Origin of the sequence: Blautia sp. AF14-40 (assembly GCF_003479665.1) — a bacterium.
In the GTDB taxonomy this organism is placed as follows: domain Bacteria; phylum Bacillota; class Clostridia; order Lachnospirales; family Lachnospiraceae; genus Fusicatenibacter; species Fusicatenibacter saccharivorans.
Genome location: NZ_QUHK01000017.1, coordinates 26,650 through 49,905, shown reverse-complemented (window position 1 = coordinate 49,905; position 23,256 = coordinate 26,650). Strand labels below are relative to the sequence as shown.

18 protein-coding genes and 1 riboswitch are annotated in these 23,256 nt (G+C 51.0%); of the genes, 14 read left to right on the top strand and 4 right to left on the bottom strand.

Annotation, left to right across the window (positions count from 1 at the left end; genetic code table 11):
• The first annotated feature begins 98 nt into the window (after positions 1–98).
• The 6 genes from DWW13_RS18860 to DWW13_RS12370 all read left to right on the top strand — a co-directional run bounded on the left by DWW13_RS18860 (position 99) and on the right by DWW13_RS12370 (position 5,322).
• Entirely contained in the window at positions 99–251 is a 153-nt protein-coding gene (locus DWW13_RS18860; protein WP_158555015.1) for a hypothetical protein, read from the top strand.
• Positions 251–790, top strand: coding sequence for a hypothetical protein (locus DWW13_RS12390; protein ID WP_055220204.1), 540 nt, complete (start codon positions 251–253; stop codon positions 788–790). Before DWW13_RS18860 ends, DWW13_RS12390 begins: the two co-directional genes overlap by 1 nt.
• 8 nt (positions 791–798) lie before the next feature.
• A complete protein-coding gene (locus DWW13_RS12385; RefSeq protein WP_055228548.1) occupies positions 799–2,184 on the top strand; it encodes a TrkH family potassium uptake protein in 1,386 nt (461 codons plus the stop codon).
• A gap of 47 nt (positions 2,185–2,231) precedes the next feature.
• Positions 2,232–2,888 carry a potassium channel family protein gene (locus DWW13_RS12380; RefSeq protein WP_118720219.1) on the top strand — a complete coding sequence of 219 codons (657 nt, stop codon included), beginning with the start codon at positions 2,232–2,234 and terminating at the stop codon, positions 2,886–2,888.
• A gap of 11 nt (positions 2,889–2,899) precedes the next feature.
• Positions 2,900–3,670, top strand: coding sequence for a TrmH family RNA methyltransferase (locus DWW13_RS12375; protein ID WP_055228546.1), 771 nt, complete (start codon positions 2,900–2,902; stop codon positions 3,668–3,670).
• A 182-nt stretch (positions 3,671–3,852) separates the two neighbouring features.
• Positions 3,853–5,322, top strand: a complete 1,470-nt coding sequence (locus tag DWW13_RS12370; protein WP_022461704.1) for a hypothetical protein — start codon at positions 3,853–3,855, stop codon at positions 5,320–5,322.
• A 90-nt stretch (positions 5,323–5,412) separates the two neighbouring features.
• Here DWW13_RS12370 and DWW13_RS12365 read toward each other — a convergent pair whose 3' ends face one another.
• Positions 5,413–7,179, bottom strand: coding sequence for a DUF885 domain-containing protein (locus DWW13_RS12365; protein ID WP_158579770.1), 1,767 nt, complete (start codon positions 7,177–7,179; stop codon positions 5,413–5,415).
• A 119-nt stretch (positions 7,180–7,298) separates the two neighbouring features.
• Positions 7,299–7,502: riboswitch (cobalamin riboswitch) on the top strand.
• Between the two features lie 31 nt (positions 7,503–7,533).
• On the opposite strand from DWW13_RS12365, the gene DWW13_RS19045 reads away from it, so the two are divergent.
• From DWW13_RS19045 to DWW13_RS12345, 5 genes are all read left to right on the top strand, one after another.
• Positions 7,534–7,722 carry a hypothetical protein gene (locus tag DWW13_RS19045; RefSeq protein WP_147398329.1) on the top strand — a complete coding sequence of 63 codons (189 nt, stop codon included), beginning with the start codon at positions 7,534–7,536 and terminating at the stop codon, positions 7,720–7,722.
• Positions 7,723–7,781: 59 nt separating this feature from the next.
• Positions 7,782–11,570 carry a hypothetical protein gene (locus tag DWW13_RS12360; RefSeq protein ID WP_118720215.1) on the top strand — a complete coding sequence of 1,263 codons (3,789 nt, stop codon included), beginning with the start codon at positions 7,782–7,784 and terminating at the stop codon, positions 11,568–11,570.
• Between the two features lie 79 nt (positions 11,571–11,649).
• Complete coding sequence (locus DWW13_RS12355; RefSeq protein WP_226906338.1) at positions 11,650–13,014, top strand: ABC transporter substrate-binding protein; 1,365 nt, start codon at positions 11,650–11,652, stop codon at positions 13,012–13,014.
• An 11-nt stretch (positions 13,015–13,025) separates the two neighbouring features.
• Positions 13,026–14,087, top strand: a complete 1,062-nt coding sequence (locus DWW13_RS12350) for a FecCD family ABC transporter permease (protein ID WP_226906339.1) — start codon at positions 13,026–13,028, stop codon at positions 14,085–14,087.
• A gap of 6 nt (positions 14,088–14,093) precedes the next feature.
• Positions 14,094–15,191, top strand: a complete 1,098-nt coding sequence (locus DWW13_RS12345) for an ABC transporter ATP-binding protein (RefSeq protein WP_055220215.1) — start codon at positions 14,094–14,096, stop codon at positions 15,189–15,191.
• Between the two features lie 572 nt (positions 15,192–15,763).
• On the opposite strand, the gene trxB is transcribed toward DWW13_RS12345, so the two are convergent.
• The gene (trxB, locus tag DWW13_RS12340; protein WP_118720213.1) at positions 15,764–16,684 is read right to left on the bottom strand and encodes a thioredoxin-disulfide reductase; all 921 of its coding nucleotides are present in this window, start codon (positions 16,682–16,684) and stop codon (positions 15,764–15,766) included.
• A 59-nt stretch (positions 16,685–16,743) separates the two neighbouring features.
• The gene (locus DWW13_RS12335) at positions 16,744–18,069 is read right to left on the bottom strand and encodes a hypothetical protein (protein WP_118720211.1); all 1,326 of its coding nucleotides are present in this window, start codon (positions 18,067–18,069) and stop codon (positions 16,744–16,746) included.
• Positions 18,070–18,274: 205 nt separating this feature from the next.
• Here DWW13_RS12335 and dapF point away from each other — a divergent pair, with 205 nt between their 5' ends.
• Together dapF and nrdD are read left to right on the top strand one after the other, a co-directional pair.
• Positions 18,275–19,123: a diaminopimelate epimerase gene (dapF, locus tag DWW13_RS12330; RefSeq protein WP_022461696.1), complete on the top strand. Its 849-nt coding sequence runs from the start codon at positions 18,275–18,277 to the stop codon at positions 19,121–19,123.
• Between the two features lie 171 nt (positions 19,124–19,294).
• Positions 19,295–21,430 (top strand): anaerobic ribonucleoside-triphosphate reductase, encoded by a 2,136-nt coding sequence (nrdD, locus tag DWW13_RS12325; protein WP_117510100.1) that lies wholly within the window; start codon positions 19,295–19,297, stop codon positions 21,428–21,430.
• 97 nt (positions 21,431–21,527) lie between these two features.
• On the opposite strand, the gene DWW13_RS12320 is transcribed toward nrdD, so the two are convergent.
• Complete coding sequence (locus DWW13_RS12320) at positions 21,528–22,895, bottom strand: MATE family efflux transporter (RefSeq protein ID WP_117510099.1); 1,368 nt, start codon at positions 22,893–22,895, stop codon at positions 21,528–21,530.
• Between the two features lie 177 nt (positions 22,896–23,072).
• On the opposite strand from DWW13_RS12320, the gene DWW13_RS18855 reads away from it, so the two are divergent.
• Entirely contained in the window at positions 23,073–23,222 is a 150-nt protein-coding gene (locus DWW13_RS18855; protein WP_158579769.1) for a hypothetical protein, read from the top strand.
• Positions 23,223–23,256: the final 34 nt, after the last annotated feature.

The following is a 23,256-nucleotide window of genomic DNA, read 5'->3' as shown; positions in this document are numbered from 1 at the left end:
ACGTATTTTACGCAACTTTAACACAATCTTCCCTCAATTTCATGTAGAATAAAAAGCACAGATTCCGTAGCTTTTCTACAAGCCGCAGCAGCCGGCTTATGGTAGCAGAAGCACTCGGTGAGGCAGAAACAGCAGGCTGGATCGGGTTGGCTCCGTTGACTTTATATGTGCAAACTGATAAGATACTCATAAGTATGTTCTTAGGGGTATCTTATTTTTGTATTTCAAAAAGAAAAGGGGAAATTAAATAATGACAAAAAAGAAAATCATTGGCCTTTGCATCGGCGCTGTCGTTCTTGCCGTGGCTGCGGCCGGTGTGAAGGAAGGCAGCTGGCTGATGAAGCATCGCCGGATGCAGAATGAGTTTACGCATGAGATGAATGCATTCACGACCAAAACAAACGCTGAGCTGATCCAGCCGACGATTGTTGCGGAGGATGATATCTACGGCTGGTTTTTCCATGAGGAAGATGACGGGCTGTACATGAATCTCTATTACCGGATCAAAAACGAGTCCAATCAGCACGAAATTGCATCCAGTGAATTTCCTGTGAAGATCAAAAAGGAGCTTCTTGCGGATGATAAAGTGTGGAGCAGAACGACGGGGACCGCGAAAAATCAGGTTCACGCGGAATACCTGGAAGGAGAAGATGACATGACGGTTTCGTTTGACGTCTATTACCAGTGTGAGGGTTCCTGCGGGGAATATTTTGCGGATATTACCGTGACGGATAGTGAGACCGGAAAGCTCTACTACAGCAGTGAAGCAGAAAATGAAGCGGCAGAATAGGAGGAGCGATGGCCGAAAAACAAAGCAAAAATAAATGGCACACACCGGCGGAGCGGATTATGATGCTGGGATTTGCGGCGGTAATCCTGCTGGGAACGATTCTTCTTTGCCTGCCGGTTTCTGCGGCGGACGGAAAAAGCGTTTACTGGCTCGACGCCCTGTTTACCGCAACGACATCTGTCTGCGTGACGGGCCTTGTCACCGTTCCGACGGCGACGACATGGAGTACCTTTGGAAAAATTGTGATCCTCGGGTTGATTCAGTTCGGAGGTCTTGGCATCATGGCGTGCCTGACGATGGTGTTTCTGATCCTGCGCCGGAAAATCAGTCTGCAGAGCCGGAAATTAATTCAGGATACCTATAATCTGCCGGTTTTAAAGGGCAGTGTGGGCATCGTGCGCCGGCTTCTGATTGGAACAGCAACCGTAGAGATTGCGGGGGCGGTTCTGTATAGCTTCTGGTTTGTGCCGGAGTATGGCTTCTGGAAGGGAATCGGCTACAGTATTTTTCACGCCGTTTCCGCTTTCTGTAATGCGGGAATCGATCTCGTTGGCGAAGCCTCTTTTGCTCCGTTTGTAACGAACCCGCTGATAAACTTTACGACGATGGGACTGATTCTTTTGAGCGGTCTTGGTTTTCCCGTCTGGTGGGAAGTTATGGAGCGGGTGCAGGAGCTTGTGAAGGGAAAACGGCCCCGTAAAAATTTTGTGCGAGGATTCACGCTTCATACGAAACTGGTTTTAACGACAACCATGATTCTGGTGTTCGGTGGAGCACTGCTGATTCTTGCACTGGACTGGAATCACGCGCCATCACTTGGCAGCCTGAAACCGGCGCAGAAGGTCATGGCGGCTTTTTTTCAGTCCGTGACGACAAGAACGGCAGGTTTTGAGACGATCCCGCAGGCTGATTTCTCGGACAGCTCTGCAATGGTAAGTATGGTTCTCATGTTCATCGGTGGCTCCCCGATGGGAACGGCAGGTGGTGTTAAGACGACAACGGTTGCCATTCTGGTTGTGCTGGTTGCCTCCTATATTCGCGGAGACTCAGATACGGTGGCCTGGGGGCGGAAAGTGATGGAAGAAAATATCCGTACCGCTGTCGTCATTTTCTTTTTTGTACTGACGACAGTCTTTACTGCCACCGTGCTGCTGATTTCCGTAACCGGAAGCCCGCTGCTGGATTGTACGTATGAAATTATTTCTGCGGTTGCAACGGTGGGCCTCACCCGTTCCCTGACGCCGACGCTTCCTTTTATGGGAAAGGTGATTGTTATTCTGGTTATGTTTATGGGAAGAATCGGGCCGGTGACGCTGGCTGTCGCACTGCGCCGCAGAACAGGAAGAAAAGATGTCGATATTCAGAGACCGGAGCAGCGGATTCTGATTGGATAGTTGGGAAAATAAAAAACAGGACAGATTTCAGAAAACGAGGAAAAGAAATGAGTAAACAGTATGCAGTCATTGGACTTGGAAAGTTTGGTTTTTCTGTAGCAACGACACTTGCGCAGGCAGGAAAAGAAGTGCTTGCCGTTGATAAAGACGCTGAGCCGGTACAGGAAATTGCCGATCTTGTTACCTATGCGGCGCGCGCGGACATCACCGACAGCCGTGTTTTTGCATCGCTTGGCATCAGCAACATGGATGTCGTGATCGTCGGCATCTCTGAAAATATGGAGTCGAGCATCCTCGCCACCCTGCAGGCAAAAGAGGCGGGCGTGCCGCTCGTCATCGCAAAGGGCATGAGCCAGATGCATGCCAATATTTTGAAAAAAGTCGGCGCGGACCGCGTCGTGATGGCGGAGAGTGAGACGGGCATCCGCCTCGGAAAAAGCCTGATTTCCGGCGGCTTCCAGGACTTCTTCATGCTGTCGGATTCGTTCTCCATGGTAGAGCTTCCCGTGCCGGAAGCGTGGACGGGGCATAGCCTCGAGGAGCTGGATCTGCGGAAGAAATACAGTATCAACGTAATCGCCGTCAAGGACGGGGAAGACATCCGTGTCACGGTCAATCCGAAGACGCTGCTCCGCGCAGAGGAAGTGCTGATTCTGGTCGGCGAAAACAAAGAACTTGCCAAATTGATGAAAAACAGGAAATGAGGGGACCATTCATGATTACAAGCAGCAGCAATGCACAGGTAAAAAACATTATTGCGCTGAACAAAAAAGCAAAAGAACGCCGGGAGCAGGACGTTTTCGTGGCGGAGGGCTGGAAAATGTTCCAGGAAGCGCCGCGGGAATGGCTGAAAAAAGTATATGTGTCTGAGAGCGGCAGCAAAATGCATGAAATGCCGTCCGACGGGACAGAATACGAAGTAGTGGACGACCGCGTGTTCCAGTCCATGTGCGACACGAAGACGCCGCAGGGTGTTTTAAGTGTGATCCGCATGCCGCATTACACCGAAGAGGAGGTGATGGACAACGGAAAGACACCGCTTCTGATGGTACTTGAGGATCTGCAGGACCCTGGAAATGTCGGAACAATCATCCGCACCGCAGAGGGCGCAGGAGTCACCGGCATCATCATGAGCCGCGGTACCGCGGATATCTTCAATCCGAAAACGATCCGCTCGACGATGGGCTCGATCTACCGTATGCCGTTTCTGATCGTCGACGATGCGGTCGGATTTGTAAAAGGCTTAAAAGCGCGGAAGATCTGTACGTACGCGGCACATCTGCACGGCGTGCATTCCTACCGCGAGGAGGATTACACAAAAGGAACGGCATTCCTGATCGGAAATGAGGGAAACGGCCTGACCGATGCAATGGCAGAGGCCGCCGAGTGCCTGATCCGTATTCCGATGGAAGGAAAAGTGGAGTCGTTAAACGCAGCGATTGCATCCGCCGTTCTGATGTATGAGGCACATGGCCAACGCGCATAAAAGATACCTTCGATTGCGTTACCGGCTTTCTTACATTTCTCTTAACCTGCCGGAAACCTACTCGACAGAACCGGTATTTTGAGCTAAAATAGAAAGAGCAGAGTCCGGGCTGAATTTCTGTCAGTCCGGTAAAACTGTAATATTTGCCAGAAAAGCAAAAGCTGTTTTGGGAGGAAGGAAAAATGAGTGAGAAAAAAAACATCAGTAAAAAGGAGCTCCGAAGAAGAAAGCGGAAGCGTGCGCTGATGATCAAAACAGGAATTCTATGTGTTCTGCTTGTCATCTTCGGCATTGGAATCTGGGCTTTGGCCGGAGGAACAGAAAAAATCCAGCAGAAAGCACAGGAAAAAGAGGATCAGAAAACAGCAGAGGTGGACGGTTCCGTATCGTCGGACAGCACGGGAAGTGCTGAAGCGCCGACAACGAAAGCACAGATTATGGCGGAAGCCGATGCACTTGCGCAGACATACGATTACGATGGAGCCATTGAAAAGCTCCAGAGCGTAGAGGGCGCAGCGACCGACGCGGATATCATCACAAAAGTAGCAGAGTACACCAGCACGAGAGATGCCTGTGTGCGCGTCAACGTCAACGAAGTAACCCACATTTTCTATCATTCTCTTGTAGTCGATCCGCAGAAAGCGTTCTATCAGGACAACGCACAGACCGCAGGCTTCTGCCAGTGGATGACCACCGTGGATGAGTTCAACGCGATCACCCAGCAGATGTACGACAGAGGATATGTCATGGTTTCGATCAACGATCTCGTGAAAAAGACCGTAGATGATGACGGAACCGTTCATTACGAGGAAGGGGACATTTACCTGCCGGAGGGCAAGAAAGCATTCGTTCTTTCTCTGGATGACCTTTCCTATTACCACTCTTACGACGGACGCGGCATTGCCAGCAAGATGGTAGTCGGCGACGACGGAAAACCGACCTGCGAATACATTCAGGATGACGGAACTGTTGTGACCGGTGCTTACGACTGTATCCCGCTGATGGATCAGTTTATCGAAGCGCATCCGGATGCCGTATACCACAATGCGCGCGGAACCGTAGCACTGACCGGCTACGACGGAATCCTCGGATACCGCACCGACGGTGATTACAAGACGAGAGAAGATCTGACGGATGATCAGGTAGCATGGCTTGATGCACACCCGGATTTCGACTGGGATAAAGAGTGCGAGGAGGCGAAAAAAGTAGCCGATGCGATCAAAGCAGACGGCTGGACATTCGCAAGCCATACCTGGGGCCATATCCGTGTCGGCGACAAACCGATCGAGACGATCCAGGCGGATACCGAGAAATGGCTGACGTATGTTGCACCGCTCATCGGCGGAAGCGATATCATCATCTTTGCACATGGACAGGATCTTTCCGACTGGCACGATTACACGATGGACAATGAGAAGTTTGCTTACTTAAAGAGTCAGGGCTTCAACATTTACTGCAACGTAGATTCCTCCCAGTATTTCGTTCAGGTAAGAGACAATTACCTGCGTATGGGACGAAGAAACCTGGATGGATACCGTCTGTACCAGAACCTCTACGGAGGCGGCGAGGACAGAACAAGCGATCTGTTTGATTCTGCCTCTGTTATTGATCCGCAGCGGCCGACAGATCCATCTCTTTACAATTTAGGTTAAAGAATTTTGAAAATGAAAAAGATCTCACAGAACTTTCTATTATTTATAGAAGAAAGTCTGTGGGATCTTTTTTTCAGCAGGGCGAACCGTTTACAGATATTTTTCTACGAGCGGAAACGGCAGAGGCCCGAGACGGAGCAGTTTTTCATGGAAACCGATCAATGAGAATGAGTCACCTTCCTGTTCCCGCACTTCCGAGAGGAGCTGCGAAAACGAGAGCGATCCGACACAGTATTTCAGATAGTTCGCCGGTGTCTCGAGAATATACTGATATAAAGAGGCAGCGGCCGACGCATCCGTGATGCCGAACTGCGCCAGAAAGGCTGACGCATCCGAGAGGAGCCATCCCTGGCTGTGGATTCCGAGATCCAGCAGCGAGCAGAGGGTAAGATGCACCGAGCGGTTCAGATACCAGAGACGGCAGAGCGCCTGCGTGTTTGCATCGAGATTACGTGCGGCGTAGCGGCAGGCATATGATTCAACGTAGGTTGCCCATCCTTCCACATAACCCGACGGCGCGTAGAGATGGCGGATCAGAAGCGGGTCGGAGCGCGAGAACGAGACGGTCTGGTACAGATGGCCGGGAAAGCCCTCGTGGGCAAGTGTGGAATACAGCTCGATGCCGGTCATCTCATCCGCGGGATTCAGGTAAATGGAGTTGGGTGAATTGATATCGGCGGGCGGTGTGAGATAAAAGGCGGGGCTTAAAAAATCCTTGAGGGAGTCATCCACGGTCTTTACTTCGTATGCGATACCCGAAAGAACGGGAAAATCTTCAGAAACGGCATTCTGCAGATCGGCAAGCATTTCCTCTGGCGTGGAGAACGGCAGCACGAGCGCTTGCTCGGAGAGGGAGAGCGACGGATTCTGATCGAGAATGATCTGCATTTCGGCACACTGGTCCGCAAGCTGCTGTGTTAAAAGGCGGGTCAGCTCCTCCGGTGAAGCATCAACACCGACGCGGCTGCGGAGAAGATACGCATAGTAGGAAAGTCCGCCTTCCTGCCGGGAAAGACCACCGGCGTTCTGTGTTCCTTTGCCGCGGAGTGAAGAAAGCGCATCGGAAAGAGAGCGGTAGGCGGGAAAAACACAGGAGGTAAGGAGTTTTTCATGCGTCTGCAGACAGAGATTCCTTTCCGCCTCAGAAAACAGTGAAGACGCCTGCAGTTTATTCTGAAAAACGGTGTGGAGCAGATGGCTTTCCGGTGTATCCGCGTCGGCGAGAAAAGCACTGCACTGGCGGATAATGCCATCGACCGCAAGGTCATTCTGAAACACGCCCTGCCGGGATTTTTCCTGCTCGAGTGCGATGAGGTCGGAGAAATAGCGCGGGAGATCCTGCAGAAGATGGAGGTAGTCGGCGATATCCTGCTGTGTGCGGAACGGGTACTCCGCGAGCAGAATGGGAAGCTGTGCCTGAATCCCAAGCGACGGACCGAGCGGTTCCGCAAGAAGGCTGGTGCTGCCCGGCATTTTTTCGCAGTCCAGCTCGTAGAGCAGAAGATCGAGCGTGATCTGATTTTCCGCGGAGAGGCGGTTTCGATGAAAGGATGTGAGCGTTGTTTCCACACTCTGCAGCAGGGCATCATACGAGGTGCGGTCAGGGATGGAAACCGTGCCGAACGAGGCGGTGCCGGGGGCAATTCCGCGGGAAGCCGGATCGGCGAGGGTATAGTGGAGCGTGATGGCAGAAGAGGTTACCTCGGAGTGGAACCGTTCCTCCACATACGCGGAAAACCGGCGGTTCTCACCAGGGGAAAAGAACGGGGAAAAATACCAGAACAGCAGGGCGAAAAGAAGTCCGCCGCACAGAAGCAGAGGGAACAGGATGCGGCGGTGCAGAGAAGCTGGTTTCATAGAATAGGCTCCGGTGCGGACAGTTATCATAAAGTATGTAAAAAATGCTGATTTTATGCGCTTTTTCCGTGGCCTTTCATTTGACTTTCCAAAACGGCTTTGCTATAATCAGTAACGAATGAAATAAGGGACTTTTCAGTGCGGAACGGATTTGAAAAAGAATCCGCGAAGGTAAAAGGGAATCGGGTGGAAATCCTGAGCGATCCGGTCACTGTAAGCAGGGAGTGTTAGCTGCAGAAATGCCATTGTGCGAAACGCATGAGAAGGCGCGGCTGCCGTGAAGATCTGCGAGTCAGGAAACCTGCTGGAAAGGTTAGTGAATCGCTTCCGATGAAAGCATATATTCATGGAAAGATGTACGAAGCAAAATCGGACATCTGCTTTTTTGTCGCCATGCGTCCGAAAAAGAGCTTCGGTGGAGAAACTCTTTTGCAGAAAAAGCAGATGTCTGTTTGTCTTTTCGCAGAAAAAATGTGTCCTCAAAAACAAGATTACTTGCAGGGAGACATCATTGACGGGGACAGGCACCGCCCAGCTGCCTGAAAAAGTCAGACGGAATCCGGAGCAGATGCGCGAAGGAGATCCGAAGAAAAGGAGAAGTTATGAAAGGAAATTCAAGCAAATTTCTGGCACTGCTGCTGTCGGCGTCCATGATCATGAGCCCGACTGCCAGCGTATTAGCAGATACGCAGGAAAAAGCAGCACAGACAGAAAGCAGCGCAGCCGCAGAGGAAGCGCCGCAGAGCGAAGAAACAGCAGAGACGGCAGAACCGGAAACAACACCGGCAGAAACCGAGAGCAGTGAAAGCACTGCAGAGACTCCGGCAGAAGAGCCGACGGAAACACCGGCCGCGCCTGCAGAGGATCAGACACCGGCAGGATCTGACGAGACCGAGACACCATCCGCAGATGAGGATGCTTCGGAAGATACTGCAGAGGACACTGCAAAAGACGGTGAAGAGACTGCCGATACCACAGAAAAAGAGCCGGAAGCAGCAGATGAGACTTCCCAAGATGCTGAAAAAGAAACACCGGCAAAAGAAGAAACCAAAGATGCTGTAAAAGAGAATACCAGTCCGGCGGCAGAACAGCCGAAAACGGAAGTAAAAGAAACAACCCAAAATGAGGCATCCAATACAGCCGAGAAGAAAGAAACAAAAGTAGCGGAAGCAGCAAAACCGGCAGATGGTGAGTATGAGACTTCTGCAGAAGCAACCGGAAGCATGTTCCGTGTGATTTCTTCCAGACTCATCGTAAAAGATGGAAAACTGAAAGCATCCATTCTGCTGAGTGGAACCGGCTATGATTACCTGTATACGGGAACAGCAGCAGAAGCTGCCGCAGCAGATGAAAAGAGCTGGATTGCTCCGACAGGAAGCGAAACCTATACGGATACGAAGACCGGTGCAGAAAAGACCGGATATCGTTTTGAAATTCCGGTGGAAGAGCTTGACAAACAGATGGATGTTGCCGTTCGCTCAGCCAAGAAAAAAACATGGGCTGATAAAACCGTTACGATCCACAGCACCGATGCAATCCCGACGGTAACACCGGAACCAACCGAGACTCCAAGCGAAAATCCAGGTGAGGATTCCTCGAATAAGCCAGCCAGTGTAGAAGCACCGGTTACCAAAGAGGACGGCAGCGTATTCAAAATGTTCGTCATCTCCGAGGCAACAATGATCAACAAGGGTGATAAACTCGTTCTTACACTGAAAACAAACAACGTATCATTTGATAAACTGTATCTTGGAAAGAACGATGACCTTGCAAAAACACCGGCTATCCAGGGAATGCAGGAAGCAAACGGCGGTTATTCCTTTACATTTGAAGTAGATGCGGACAAAGCCGGCACAACCGTTCCGATCGTTCTTGGAAAGAAAGACGGAACCTGGTACACCAAACAGCAGCTTTATCTTGCAGTTCCGGGAAGTAAAACACCGGAAGTAACTCCGATACCGGAGCCGACCGAGACTCCGGTCCCGACTGCAACCCCGACTCCGAGTGAGACTCCGGTTCCAACCGCAACTCCAACTCCGGAACCGGCGAAAGTAGAAAACGGTATCTACAGCGGAACCGCGGAGACCGGCGCAGCTATGTTCAAAGTAGTCGGCGTAGAGCTGACCGTAAAAGACGGCGACATGAAAGCACGCATCACGTTAAGTGGTGTTGCCTACGATTATCTGTACATGGGAACACCGGAAGAGGCAGCTGCCGCAGACAAGAGTGCATGGATTGCAGGCGTCGGCACCGTTGATTACACAACAGCAGACGGCGAGACGAAAACAGGAATGCAGTATGATATTCCAGTAGCAGCACTCGATCAGGCACTTGTTGTTTCTTCCCATTCTGCAAAACGGGATAAATGGTATGCAAGAACCATTACTATTGCATCTTCCAGTCTGAAAAAGACCGCAGATCTTCCGGCAGATGAGACCAATAAAGTAGCAGATGGTATTTACAGTGCAGAGGCAACAACTAATGCAGCAATGTTCAAGGTAGTCGGCGTAAAACTGACCGCGAAAAACGGAAAAATGACAGCAGTTATCACCTTAAGCGGAAGCGGCTATGATTATCTGTATATGGGAACCGGAAAAGATGCGGCAGCAGAGAGCGGCGCATGGATCGCTTCCACCGGAAAAGTGGACTACACCTTAGACGGTGAAACCAAAACCGGAATGCAGTTTGAAATCCCGGTAGAGGCACTTGATCAGGAATTTGCTGTAGCAGCTCATGCAGTAAAGAGCGGCAAATGGTACGACAGAGCCATCACGATTGCATCTTCCAGCCTGAAAAAGACCGGAGACCTTCCGTCGGATGACAACAAGGGCGATACTCCGAAACCAACCCTCGTTCCGACCAATACCCCAACCGTATCTCCATCTGAGACACCGGTTGTAAAACCCACCAGCACCCCGACTCCGGCACCGACCCAGAAACCGGCCGATACCAAACCGGAGCAGGAATCCAAATATGAGTCTGACTTAAGCGGTGGCACATCCAAAGTAGACAGTGCAACCACACTGGCAGACGGCGTTTACACACCAGACGGATTCTCCTTCTCCGGCGGATCCGGAAAGGTAACCATCTCCTGCAGCAAGATTACTGTAACGAACGGACAGGCTTATGCAACGATCGCATTCAGCAGTCCGTACTACGGATATGTAAAAGCAAACGGAAATAAATACATGGCAAATGTCAGCGGCGGAAGCAGCATCTTCACCATTCCGGTTGAGCTGAACAAGAACAATACCATTATCGGTATGACCACCAGAATGTCCGTTGCCCATGAGATTTCCTACAACATCTTCATCTCCCTGGCAGCAGCAAAGAAGGGCGGCAGCACTTCTTTCAGCACAGGATTTGTAAAAGCAGACGGAACAACCTCCACGATCAGCACCGATAACTCCAAGCTGGATACCACCGCTCCAGAGATCATGGGACTGGAATACAAAGCAGAGACAAAACTTGCTTACGCAGAGTACTTCAAGATGTATCATTACGACGAAGGCATCACCCTGCTGGAGATCGATATGACAAAAGATACCGAGCGTGATCCGGAGAAACGGACCGAGGACGACAAGAAAGCAGAAGATACCGATACCGCAGCAGCAGAGAATACCGCAGCAGCAACCGACGAGGAAGAAGCGGCAGCAGCATCCGATTCCAAAAAAACCAGCACTGAGAAAGCGAAAGATCTGACCGAAAAGACAAAAGAGCTGTACGAAGGCAATGTTGTCAAATATCTGATCGTTCCGAAAGATGTTGAGATTCCGGCAGGACTGGACAAAGATATGATCGTGATCCAGCTTCCGGTTGAGAAAACATACGTAGCATCTGAGGATGCCCTGAAACTTCTCGATGAGCAGTTAGACGCAGCAGAGAGCATCAAAGCAGTCGGCATGGAGCAGAAAGACTGCCAGATCGAAAACATTGCAAAAGCAATGGAAAACAAAAAAATCTCCTTCGACGGAGCATTCGATGATCTGGACTACAAAGCTCTGGTAAAAGACGAAATCGATTTTGCAATTCTTCCGTCTGAGTTCCTTCCGGGAAATGCAAAAGATGAGGAAGATGCTGATGCAGCCGACGAGACCGCAGATACCAAAGCTGAGGATCAGAAGGACGATAAAGACGATAAGACAACGGATGAGAAAGCAGACGAAGACAAGACTCCGGAAGAACTTCTGAAAGAGGAAAATGAGCGTCTGTCCGACACCGCAGAGCGTCTGGCAACCCTGACCATTCCGATGCTGGTTGACCGTTCCGCAGACGAGAAGACCGATCTTGCGAAAGCAGAGTGGCTGAAAGTCTACGGCGTGATCTTCGGATGCGAGGATCAGGCAAACGAGCTGTTCCAGCAGATGGTAAAGGCAGAAGAGAATAAATAAGTACAATAATTTGCAGCAAAAAATGAGAAAGGGCTGCTGCCGTATGGCAGCGGCTTTTTCTTTAAGAAAGGAATATCAAATGACAGGAAAAAACGAAAGAAAGCTGAAAAAATGGGCTGCACTTTTTCTTGCAGCAGCGATGTCACTGACGGCCTGCGGCAGCACCGCATCAACGGGAAGCAGCACATCGTCCGCGTCGGGCACTTCGGCAGTTTCTGAGAGCAGCACATCCACAGCATCCGCAGCAGACGTTTCCGAAAGCCAGACGGAGAGCACATCCGTCTCGGAAAGTACGGCTGAAAGTGAAAGCACCTCCGAAGCCACTGCTGCGAGCAGCACCTCCGGGAGTGATACCGCATCCGCGGATGGTTTCGCAACGACAGACGATGTCAGCGACGCACCGGACATCATCGGAATCACCATCGAGAGCAAGATGGTCCTGAATTACGCCGAGTGCTTTAACGTATACTACTGCACAGACGGCTATAAACTGATCGATGTCAAAGACGGCGCGCAGTATCTGCTCGTCCCGGACGGAAAAGAGGCGCCGGATGACCTCGATTCCGACGTAATTGTAATCCATCAGCCGCTGGAACGCATCTACATGGCAGCAACCTCTCCGATGGCGCTGTTCGATGCCATCGACTCCCTCGATACGATTCGTCTCTCCGGTGAAACCGCAGACAACTGGTACGTACAGGATGCCGTTGACGCGATGAATGCCGGAACGATGATCTTCGCCGGAAAATACAGTGAGCCGGATTACGAACTTCTGGTCAGTGAGAACTGTGATCTGGCCATTGAATCCACGATGATCCTCCATTCCCCGAAGGTACAGGAGATGATCGAGATGCTCGATATTCCGGTCTTCATCGACCGTTCCAGCTACGAATCCCAGCCTCTTGGCAGAACCGAATGGATCAAACTCTACGGTGCCATGCTGGACAAAGAGGAGGAGGCAGCCGACTTCTTTGCAAGTCAGGCAAGTGTTGTGGAAAATCTGAAGGATTTCCAGAATACCGAAAAAACGGTCGCTTTCTTCTATATTAATACGAGCGGAGCTGCCGTTGTGCGGAACCCGGAGGACTATATTTCCAACATGATCGAGCTTGGCGGTGCGCGCAACGCCTTCCGTGATCTCCAGGACGACAGCGGAAAAACATCCGTGCCGATCACGATGGAGCAGTTCTACGATACGGCCGAAGATGCGGACTACCTGATCTACAACGCAAGCATCGATTCCACCGTCAAAACCCTGGACGACCTGCTGGCAAAGGATTCTATGTTTGCCGATTACAAAGCAGTCAAAGAGGGCAATGTCTGGACAACCGAGAAATCGATGTATCAGGCAACCGATAAAATTGCACAGTTTACCAACGACATTAACCTTCTGGTAACGGGCGGCGATCCGGATCAGATGGTATTCTTAAGAAAATTATCCTGATGGAGGAACGTATGTCAGAGAAAAAAAATATGACAGGAAAAGAGAACAGTTTCCATATGGAAAACTTCCGGCGCCGTTCGCGGTATGCCGCTGTGTTTCTGGTTCTGATTCTGGCGTTCGCTGCCATCACCGTGCTGAATATCAATTCCGGAAACGTAAATATTTCGATTCCGGAAATTTTCCGGATTCTGCTGCGGCGGACCGGAGAGGGGAAAGAGTACAATATTATCTGGAAAATCCGCCTTCCGCGTATTCTGATGGCGGCAATCCTGGGCGGTGCTCTGTCCCTGTCGGGCTTCCTTTTACAGACTTTCTTTGAAAACCCGATTGCCGGTCCGTTTGTTCTTGGAATTTCCTCGGGAGCCAAAATGGTCGTGGCGCTGACCATGATCTTTTATCTGGAGTGGGCGCGCAATATCACATCTTACACGATGATTGTTGCAGCATTCTTAGGATCCCTTCTCTCCGTCGGCTTCATTCTGCTGATGTCCCGACGGATCAAAAATATGGCAGGACTTCTCGTCGGCGGTATTATGATCGGTTACATCTGCTCGGCGGTCACGGATTTTGTTGTCACTTTCGCGGAGGATTCCGATATCGTCAACCTCCACGGCTGGTCACAGGGAAGCTTCTCCGGCATGAGCTGGAGCAACGTAGCGATCTCTGCGGCTGTGATCGGCATCACCTTTGTCATCACGTTCCTGATGGCAAAACCGATCGGTGCATACCAGCTCGGTGAGGCGTATGCGCAGAGCATGGGTGTCAACATCAAAGTATTCCGCATCGCGCTGATTCTGCTTTCGAGTATTCTCTCCGCATGCGTCACCGCATTTGCCGGTCCGATTTCGTTTGTCGGCATTGCCGTCCCGTTCCTCGTTAAACAGAGCCTCGGCACATCGCGTCCGCTCGTCGTAATCCCGGGAACGTTCCTCGGCGGAGCCGTCTTCTGTATGATGTGCGACCTGATCGCGCGTATGGCGTTTGCACCGCTGGAGCTGTCCATCAGTACGGTCACATCGATCTTTGGTGCGCCGGTCGTCATTTTCATGATGCTGCGCCGGAAAAGGGGGTAAGAGAATATGAATGAATATTATTTTCATCTGGACCACCTGACGGTCGGCTATGATAAGAAGCCGCTGATCAAAGATATCTGCATCGGCATCGAAAAAGGCGAGATCGTTACGCTGATCGGACCGAACGGTTCCGGTAAATCAACGATTCTGAAAAGTATCACCCGCCAGTTAAAGCTGGTCGGTGGAAATGTGGAGTTTGACGGGAAAAACCTGCATGAGCTTTCGTTCCGCGAGTTGTCCACGAAGATGGCCGTTGTGCTGACGGAGCGCATGAAGCCGGAGCTGATGACCTGCCACGATATCGTGGCAACGGGCCGCTATCCGTACACCGGACGGCTCGGCATGCTGACCCGCGAGGATGAGGAAAAGGTCGAGAAGGCGATGCGCGCCGTTCATGCCGAAGAGCTCGGCGGCCGCGATTTCAACGCTATCAGCGACGGCCAGCGCCAGAGAGTGCTTCTTGCGCGTGCGATCTGTCAGGAGCCGGAGGTCATCATCCTCGACGAGCCAACTTCTTTCCTCGATATCCGCCACAAGCTGGAACTGCTCGCGATTCTGCGCCGCATGGCAAAGGAGAAGGGCATCACCGTCATCATGTCGCTGCATGAGATCGATCTGGCACAGAAAATTTCAGATAAGATCATCTGCGTCAAGGGCGATGCTATTTCCCATTTCGGCGCACCGGAGACAATTTTCCGCGAGGATATCATCCGCGAACTATACGAGATTGACAATGGTTCGTTTGACCCGTGCTTCGGAAGCATCGAGCTGCCGCGGCCGGAGGGAACACCGCGCGTCTTTGTCCTCGCAGGCGGCGGAACGGGAATCCCGGTGTTCCGGAAACTGCAGAAGGAAAATGTCCCGTTTGCGGCAGGCGTCCTGTATACGAACGATATCGATTACCAGCTCGCCCGCATTCTGGCGATGGAGACGGTAACCGAAGCACCGTTCCAGGAGATCAGCGACGAGGCATTTGCCCGCGCCTGCGAGCTGATGAAGAGCTGTGAACGTGTCATCGACACCGGCGTCCCGGTGGGCATGTGCAACCGCCGGATCGAAGAGCTGAGGGCAGAAGCAAAGCGGCTTGGAAAGCTGGCAGAGTAAAACAAAGAAAAATCCAATCAAAATCTCCTGTCTGGGAACGAAACAATCGTTTTCCGAACAGGAGATTTTCTTTTTGCAGCCATTGTAAAAACAGCAAAAGAACACGAAAAATGTAATATTAAATTGTACGAAAAATTCACACAATTCAAGTCAAAAACCAACAGAGATTGACACTTAAAAAGTCAAGTGCTTTATAAAATCTTTTGGCGAAATAACGGTTTTCTCTGTTATGACCAAAACACGCGTTCTGATTTCGCAAGATTTAAACACATGCTTTCCACACCGTTTTTCGTGGATAATGTGGATAACTCGGTGTATAACTTGTTTTTAGGCATGTTTTCGGTGGTTAACTATGTGGATAACTTGTGGACGAGATGTTTATAAAATTGGCCCGTGTGGAAAAAACCCGGTTTCTTTGTGCAATTTCGACAAAAGAGGTTTTAAAGTTTTATACGACTGACATGAAAGGTTTTTCAGATTTCAGAAACTACGGAAAAACAGAAAAAAGCAGGCAGTTCTCCGTACAATACGAAGAATGCCTGCTTTTGCCGTATTCTATTCGAAAGAAGCCATCAGTGGCTGATCAGATATTTCTCTACCGAAGTCACACAGTTCGCGCCGTCGGCGGCTGCCGTGATGATCTGACGGAGCTGCTTCGTGCGGACATCGCCTGCGGCGAACACGCCCGGCACGCTCGTCACACCGTCTTCGCCGGCTTTGATGTAGCCAGCCTCATCGGTTTCTACGGTGCCTGCGATCAGTGCGGAGACCGGAACGATACCGACGGCAATAAACACGCCGTCTACCGTGATCATACCGGCTTCTCCTGCCTTTTTGTTCGTTACCTTCACGCCGGACACCATCTCGTTTCCCTCGATGGAATCCACAACCGTATCCCACACCATTTCCACATTCGGCAGTGCCAGCAGTGCATCCTGGAGAACACCGGCTGCCCGCAGTTCATCGCGGCGGTGGATCACGTAAACCTTTTTGCACGTTCTGGCAAGGAAAATCGCATCCTCCACGGCGACATCGCCGCCGCCGATAACGGCAACGGTTTTGTCTTTGAAAAATGCGCCGTCACACGTTGCACAGTAAGAGACGCCCATGCCGGAGAGCTCCTTTTCACCAGGTACATTTAACGCGCGGTGCTCCGCACCGGTTGCAAGAATGACCGTTTTGGCATGATACTCATTTTTTCTCGTGCGGACAATCTTGATCTCTTCGTCAAGAACAAGCTCCTTCACACGCTCACGGGAAAATTCCGCGCCCATTTTTTCAGCGTGTGCGCGCAGCGTGCTTCCGAGATCCATGCCGCTGATGCCCGGAAGGCCGGGATAGTTGTCTACTTCATAGGTATTCAGCACCTGGCCGCCGCTTGCAAAGTTTGCCTCAATCGTAAGAGAGGAGAGCTTTGCGCGTTTCGCATAAATCGCGGCAGAAAGACCCGCCGGGCCGGAGCCGATGATGATAACGTCGTATAAGTTTTCCATAAAAATCCTCGTTTTCGTCTGTAGTAAGCTGCCATGCAGCCATTTTTCTGAAAGTATCGTTACGGAGCCGGTGTTTCGGACGGTTCCTGACTGTCGGAAACGGAAGATGAATCTTCCGCGGAAGTTTTTTTGGCTTCTTCTTCCGGCGCTTCCGGCTGGTTGTGAACCACCTTGATGCTGCGTACCAGCTTCAGATCGTTGTCGATGCCGATTTCAGTGTAGTCCAGCTTTTCGTCATCACTATAGAATGTGTAGAGTGTCAGGTTACTATCCTCTTTTTCCGTTTTTTCTGATTTGGCATCCCCTGCCTTCGCCAGAAAATCGCTCTCGGAAGTGCCGAGCGTGATGCCGTTTGTGATTGAAATCGGAATCTTTGTCGTATCGAGATCGCCGTACAGCGAAGTAACAAAACAGTTGCGCACTGTCGTCGCCTCCGCGCCGTAATTATGTACGGTGCAGTAAAGCTTCTGACCGCCCTTTTCCAGCGTGACGTAGCCGTATTTTCCGTTTAAAACGGCCGTATCGGACTCTTTCGTATTGACGGTCCAGTCGTGGTCCAGAAGTTCACTGACCGGAACGGGAAGATGATAGAGTACATCGTCAAAGCGGACGGTCCAGTCGTTGATTTCACTGCTGTCGGCTTCCGGTGCCTGGTAGGCCTCCACTTCCGGTGTTGTGGCATCGCTGACACCATCGAGCGCTTCTGCATCAGCCGTGGTCGTAAAGTTCTGCATATCGAGGGAATACAGAATTCCCGTTTCGTTATCGAAGCCGAGCGTGATCGTCTGGTACAGCCCGTACTCATACGTGAACTGCACAGAGGTATCGGTCTCATAACGGTCCTTTGGCGCACCGTAGATGCTTTCCGCATCCTCCATCAGCGACTGCTGCAGAGTGACGCCGTTCGGCAGGCCGACATAGATATTCTGGCCCTCAGCGGTCGAGGTGTCGATGTGAATGCCTCCGATCAGGCATTCCGCCACTGGCTTTGCCGTGGTATCCGGATTGGCAATATCGACGGTAATCTGGTTTCCGTCCTTTTCAAAACTTTCGCCCTCTGAGAAGGATTCCGGCTGGATTTCCTTCGTGTCGTCGCCGCTGTAGACCCAGCCAAGCGCTGTAAAATCCGCGTAGGATTCCGGAATTTCGTATGTATCGCCCCAGATGGCAAGCTGAAAACTGTTCAGGTTCTTCGAGAGATCCACATCGTATTCCGGAATCTCATCGGAATCGCCGGAGGCCGCCAGATTGTCTTCGGGGTCGTCATCGTCGGTACTCTGACTGATGGTTGTGATCGGAATCGTTTCTGTTTTCTTTCCGCAGCCGCTCGTTCCCGCGAGGAAAGCGGCAAATACTGCTGTTAAAACCCAACGGTATTTTTTCATCAAAACCTCCTCATAATAAATGGTTAAAAATATTTGAGAGTTACTTCATGTAAGTAACGATATCAGTTCCCCCTATTCTATCACATTCCGCTTCGTTTTCCAATGTCTGAAGCGGATTTGAGAAAAATGGTTTTTCAAAAGCGCGGTACGGAATACATATTTAGTAAGGAACTGGAAAGGGCAGAAGTCTGGGAGGAGGCTGTGTATGCGTTTTACAAAAATGCAGGGCTGCGGAAATGATTATATCTATGTAAATGCCATGGAGGAGCGGGTGGAGAGTCCGGGACGGCTGGCAAAAGCGGTAAGTGACCGCCATTTCGGCATCGGCGCGGACGGGCTGATTCTGATCGGGGCATCCAAAACAGCAGATTTTTCGATGGAAATGTACAACGCCGACGGCTCGAAGGGCGCGATGTGCGGCAACGGCATCCGCTGTGTGGGAAAATACGTGTACGAGCATGGGCTGACGAGAAAAACGACGCTGACTATCGAAACCGGCAGCGGAAACCGTGTGATTCATCTGCAGACGGGGGAGAATCTGAATGAGATCTGTCAGGTGACAGTGGAGATGGGAACGCCGGAATTCCGCGCCGCACAGATCCCCGTTGTTTCTCTGGGGGAATATGTGCTGGAGCATAAAATTACCGTGTGCGGGGAAAATTATACGATGACCTGCCTTTCGATGGGAAATCCGCATGCGGTGATTCCGGTGGAAGATGTGGAAAAAATATCCATTGCAAAGACCGGTTCCGCTTTTGAACACCTTTCCTGCTTCCCGGACCGTATCAATACAGAGTTTATCCAGACTTTAGATCAACACACAATAAAAATGAGAGTCTGGGAACGTGGGAGCGGTGAAACGCTGTCCTGCGGAACGGGAGCGTGTGCGGCAGCCGTCGCGGCGATGCTTTCCGGCTGTGTTTCGGAGGGAGAAACTGCCGTAGAACTGCGCGGCGGCAGGCTTTTCGTTACATGGGACCGGACGAAAAATAAGGTCCTTCTGACCGGCCCGGCCGAGACCGTTTTTGAAGGAACGCTTGCAGAACGAATTTGAAAAATGCAGATTTCTGTCTGCACGAAAGAGCAGTATGCAATATTCTGAAAATAAAAACTTACAGGAAATGCCTTTTCTTTTCAAAAGAAACATGCTACAATATGTGGTGCCCGCTACAAGAAAAGGGTGGGGGACACACAAGATATAGTGTTTGATTTGGAGGACACCACAATGGTTTATATTATCAAAAAGGACGGCACCAAAGAAGAATTCGACGCGCAGAAGATCGTCCGTGCCGTAAATAAATCCGCACAGAGAATCCTGTATACCTTCTCACAGCAGGAGATTGACTTTATCTGTAAGTTCGCAACCGAGCACGTATATTCCCTTGGAAAGACCGAAATTCCGATCAGCGATATGCACAATATCGTGGAGGGAGCACTCGAAAAAGTAAACCCGGCTGTGGCAAAAAGCTACCGCGATTACCGCAATTACAAAACTGATTTTATCCATATGATGGACGAGGTCTACACGAAGAGCCAGTCCATCCGCTACATCGGCGACAAGAGCAATGCCAACACCGACAGCGCCCTCGTTGCAACGAAGCGAAGCCTGATTTTCAACGAGCTGAACAAAGAGCTGTACCGCAAGTTCTTCATGAACCGCAACGAGCTGCAGGCCTGTAAGGACGGCTACATCTACATCCACGACCAGTCCGCACGTCTCGATACCATGAACTGCTGTCTGTTCGATGTCGGAAACGTTTTAAAAGGCGGCTTCGAGATGGGAAATGTCTGGTACAACGAGCCGAAGACACTCGACACCGCATTTGATGTCATGGGCGATATCGTCCTCAGCACCGCTGCACAGCAGTACGGCGGCTTTACCGTGCCGGAGGTGGACAAGATCCTTGCTCCGTACGCACAGAAGAGCTACGATTACTACGTAAAAGAGTTCCTGAAATATACCGACGCATCCTGGGAGGGTGCACAGGAGAAAGCCATCGAGTATGCGATCGACAAAGTAAGAAGAGAGTGCGATCAGGGATGGCAGGGAATTGAGTATAAACTGAACACTGTTGGATCTTCCCGCGGTGATTATCCGTTCGTTACCGTGACCCTCGGCCTTGGAACGAGCATGTTCGAGAAGATGATTTCCATCTCCCTTCTCGAGGTCCACAAAAACGGACAGGGCAGGAAAGGCCACAAAAAGCCGGTGCTCTTCCCGAAAATCGTCTTCTTATATGACAAGGCAATTCACGGAGAGGGCGGCATCGCAGAAGATGTCTTTGAGGCAGGACTTGACTGTTCCTCTAAAACCATGTATCCGGACTGGCTGTCGATGAGCGGCGAGGGCTACATCGCCGAGATGTACAAGAAATACAAGAGAGTCATCAGCCCGATGGGATGCCGTGCTTTCCTTAGCCCGTGGTACGAGCGCGGAGGCATGGAGCCGGCAGATGAGAACGACAAACCGGTCTTTGTCGGACGTTTCAACATCGGAGCCGTTTCCCTTCATCTTCCGATGATCCTGGCAAAATCCCGTTCCGAGAACCGCGATTTCCACGAAGTGCTCGACTTCTACCTCGAGATGATCCGCGATCTGCACAAACGGACCTACGATTACCTCGGCGAGATGCGTGCATCTACGAACCCACTGGCTTACTGTGAGGGAGGTTTCTACGGCGGCCACTTAAAACCGTCCGACAAGATCCGCCCGCTGTTAAAGCCGATGACCGCATCGTTCGGTATCACGGCGCTGAACGAGCTGCAGGAGCTGTACAACGGAAAATCTCTTGTTGAGGACGGACAGTTCGCACTTGACACGCTGAAATATATCAACGACAAGGTTGCCGAGTTTAAGAAAGAGGACGGCATCCTCTATGCGATCTACGGCACACCGGCAGAATCCCTGTGCGGCCTGCAGATAGAGCAGTTCCGCAAACAGTACGGCATCGTCCGCAACGTTTCGGACCGCCCGTATGTGAGCAACAGTTTCCACTGCCACGTAACCGAGGACATTACCCCGATCCAGAAACAGGATCTCGAGGGACGTTTCTGGGAGCTCTGCAACGGCGGAAAAATCCAGTACGTGCGCTATCCGGTCGGCTACAACAAAGGCGCGATCAAGACACTGATCGAGCGTGCGATGGAGCTTGGCTACTACGAGGGCGTCAACCTGTCCCTGGCTTACTGCGATGACTGCGGCCACCAGGAACTCGACATGGATGTCTGCCCGGTCTGCGGTTCCAAGAACCTGACGAAGATTGACCGTATGAACGGCTATCTTTCCTACAGCCGTGTCCATGGCGACACCCGTCTGAACGAGGCGAAGATGGCAGAAATTGCGGAAAGAAAATCGATGTAAAATCATTGCGATATTTGTAATACGATAAAAGAACGAAATCCCCTGCGGGAAATCCATTCGGTTTGGATTTTCCGCAGGGGATTTTATAGTTCGGTAATTATTCTTCGATATCGCGGGTGATGTTGCGTACCCAGACGTATTTTTTATAATGAAGATAAACCGCAGGCAGTTTCACGATCTCATCGAGGTTTACGATACAGTAGACAACCATGACCGGCAGCTTCAGCCAGAACGCGGCGAGGAAGCCAAGCGGTACGGAAAAGCACCACATCGCGCCGATATTTCCCTGCATATCGAATTTTGCATCGCCGCCGGCACAGAAGATGCCGTCGAGAACGGTGGTGTTGACCGACTGTGCCATCAAGTTCAGACCGCAGAAGAGAAGCATGTACTGCAGATATTCTGCCGCGGTATCGGTAAGCGGAGCGAAGTGGACGATTGCAGGAGAGATCAACATCAGAAGACCGCCGGTCACAACGCCGATGGCAATTGCAAGATGCGTCAGGCGGCCGCCGTATTCGCGTGCTTTCTCGAGTTCATCTGCACCGAGCAGATTTCCGATCAGAACCCCGGCACCACCGCTCACACCGCGGATCAGGCAGGAGAGAAGGCTCTTGGCAATCGAGGTGATGGAGTTTGCCGCAACGGCATCGCTTCCCATATGTCCCATGATAACGGAGTACAGAACGTAGGCAATTCCCCAGACGAGGGAGGCCGCAAGCACGGGAAGCGTGTAGCGCCAGAAGTCTTCTGAAAGTATTTTCCCTGCGGAAGAGAAGAGGCGGTTCCAGAGAATCCGTACACGCTCCGGTTTCTTTGTCTCGAGATAAGCCCAGATCAGTTCCACAACGCGGGCAGCTACCGTTGCATAAGCTGCTCCGCGGATCCCAAGTGCCGGAGCACCGCAAAGACCGTAGATGAGGATGGCATTTAAAATGATGTTCAGTACAACCGCAGTGGAACTGATGCGGGAGCTGACTGCTGCATGACCGGTGTTTTTCAGCAGGATCAGATAGACCTGCGAAATACCGCAGAGTACGTAGGAGAGTGCAACAGCGCGTAAATACTGGCTTCCGCTTGCAACCAGGGCCGCATCATTTGTAAAGATGCGCATCAGCATTTCGGGACAGAAACCGGCAAGGATGGTAAACAGGCCGGAGAACAGCAGGTTGGTGCGAAGTGCGATCGGAATCACTTTTTCGATCGAAGCGGCATCCTGTTTCCCCCAGTACTGCGCTGCCATAATACCGGCGCCCGCCGCGATGCCTGAGATAAAAAGGCTCAAAACAAACTGCACCTGTCCGGCCAGTGAAACAGCAGACAACGAAGTCTGATCAATCCAGCCTAGCATGATCGCATCCGTTGCGCTGACGAGAGCCAGCATAAAATTCTGGATCGCAATCGGAAGGACGAGGAGTTTTAGTTTCTGGTAAAATTCATCCTTAAAATTCATTCGTGTTTTCATAAAAATTCCCCCAAAGTATAAATAGTAGTTTTTGCTGTATTATAGCGGAAAGAAAATGGGAAAACAATGGCTAAAACAAGCTATTTTCTGGTCAATGTTGACATTCCCTGTATAATATAGAAGAAAAAGAACTTTTCCGGTGCCCGTGTCCGGTACGCCGGAAAGCGGAGAAGAAGTTTGATCAGAAAATCAGGTTTCCTTCAGCAGAAACTCCAGGATTTCTGCTATCAGAATAAATATGCCGGCAGCGGCTGTCTTTATAAAATCCAGAAATCCATTCAGGAGCTGGAGAAGCTTTTGAAAAAGAAAGATAAGAAACGGAAGTAGGTTCGGCTGCCATTGGAGCCGTCGTCGAAACAAA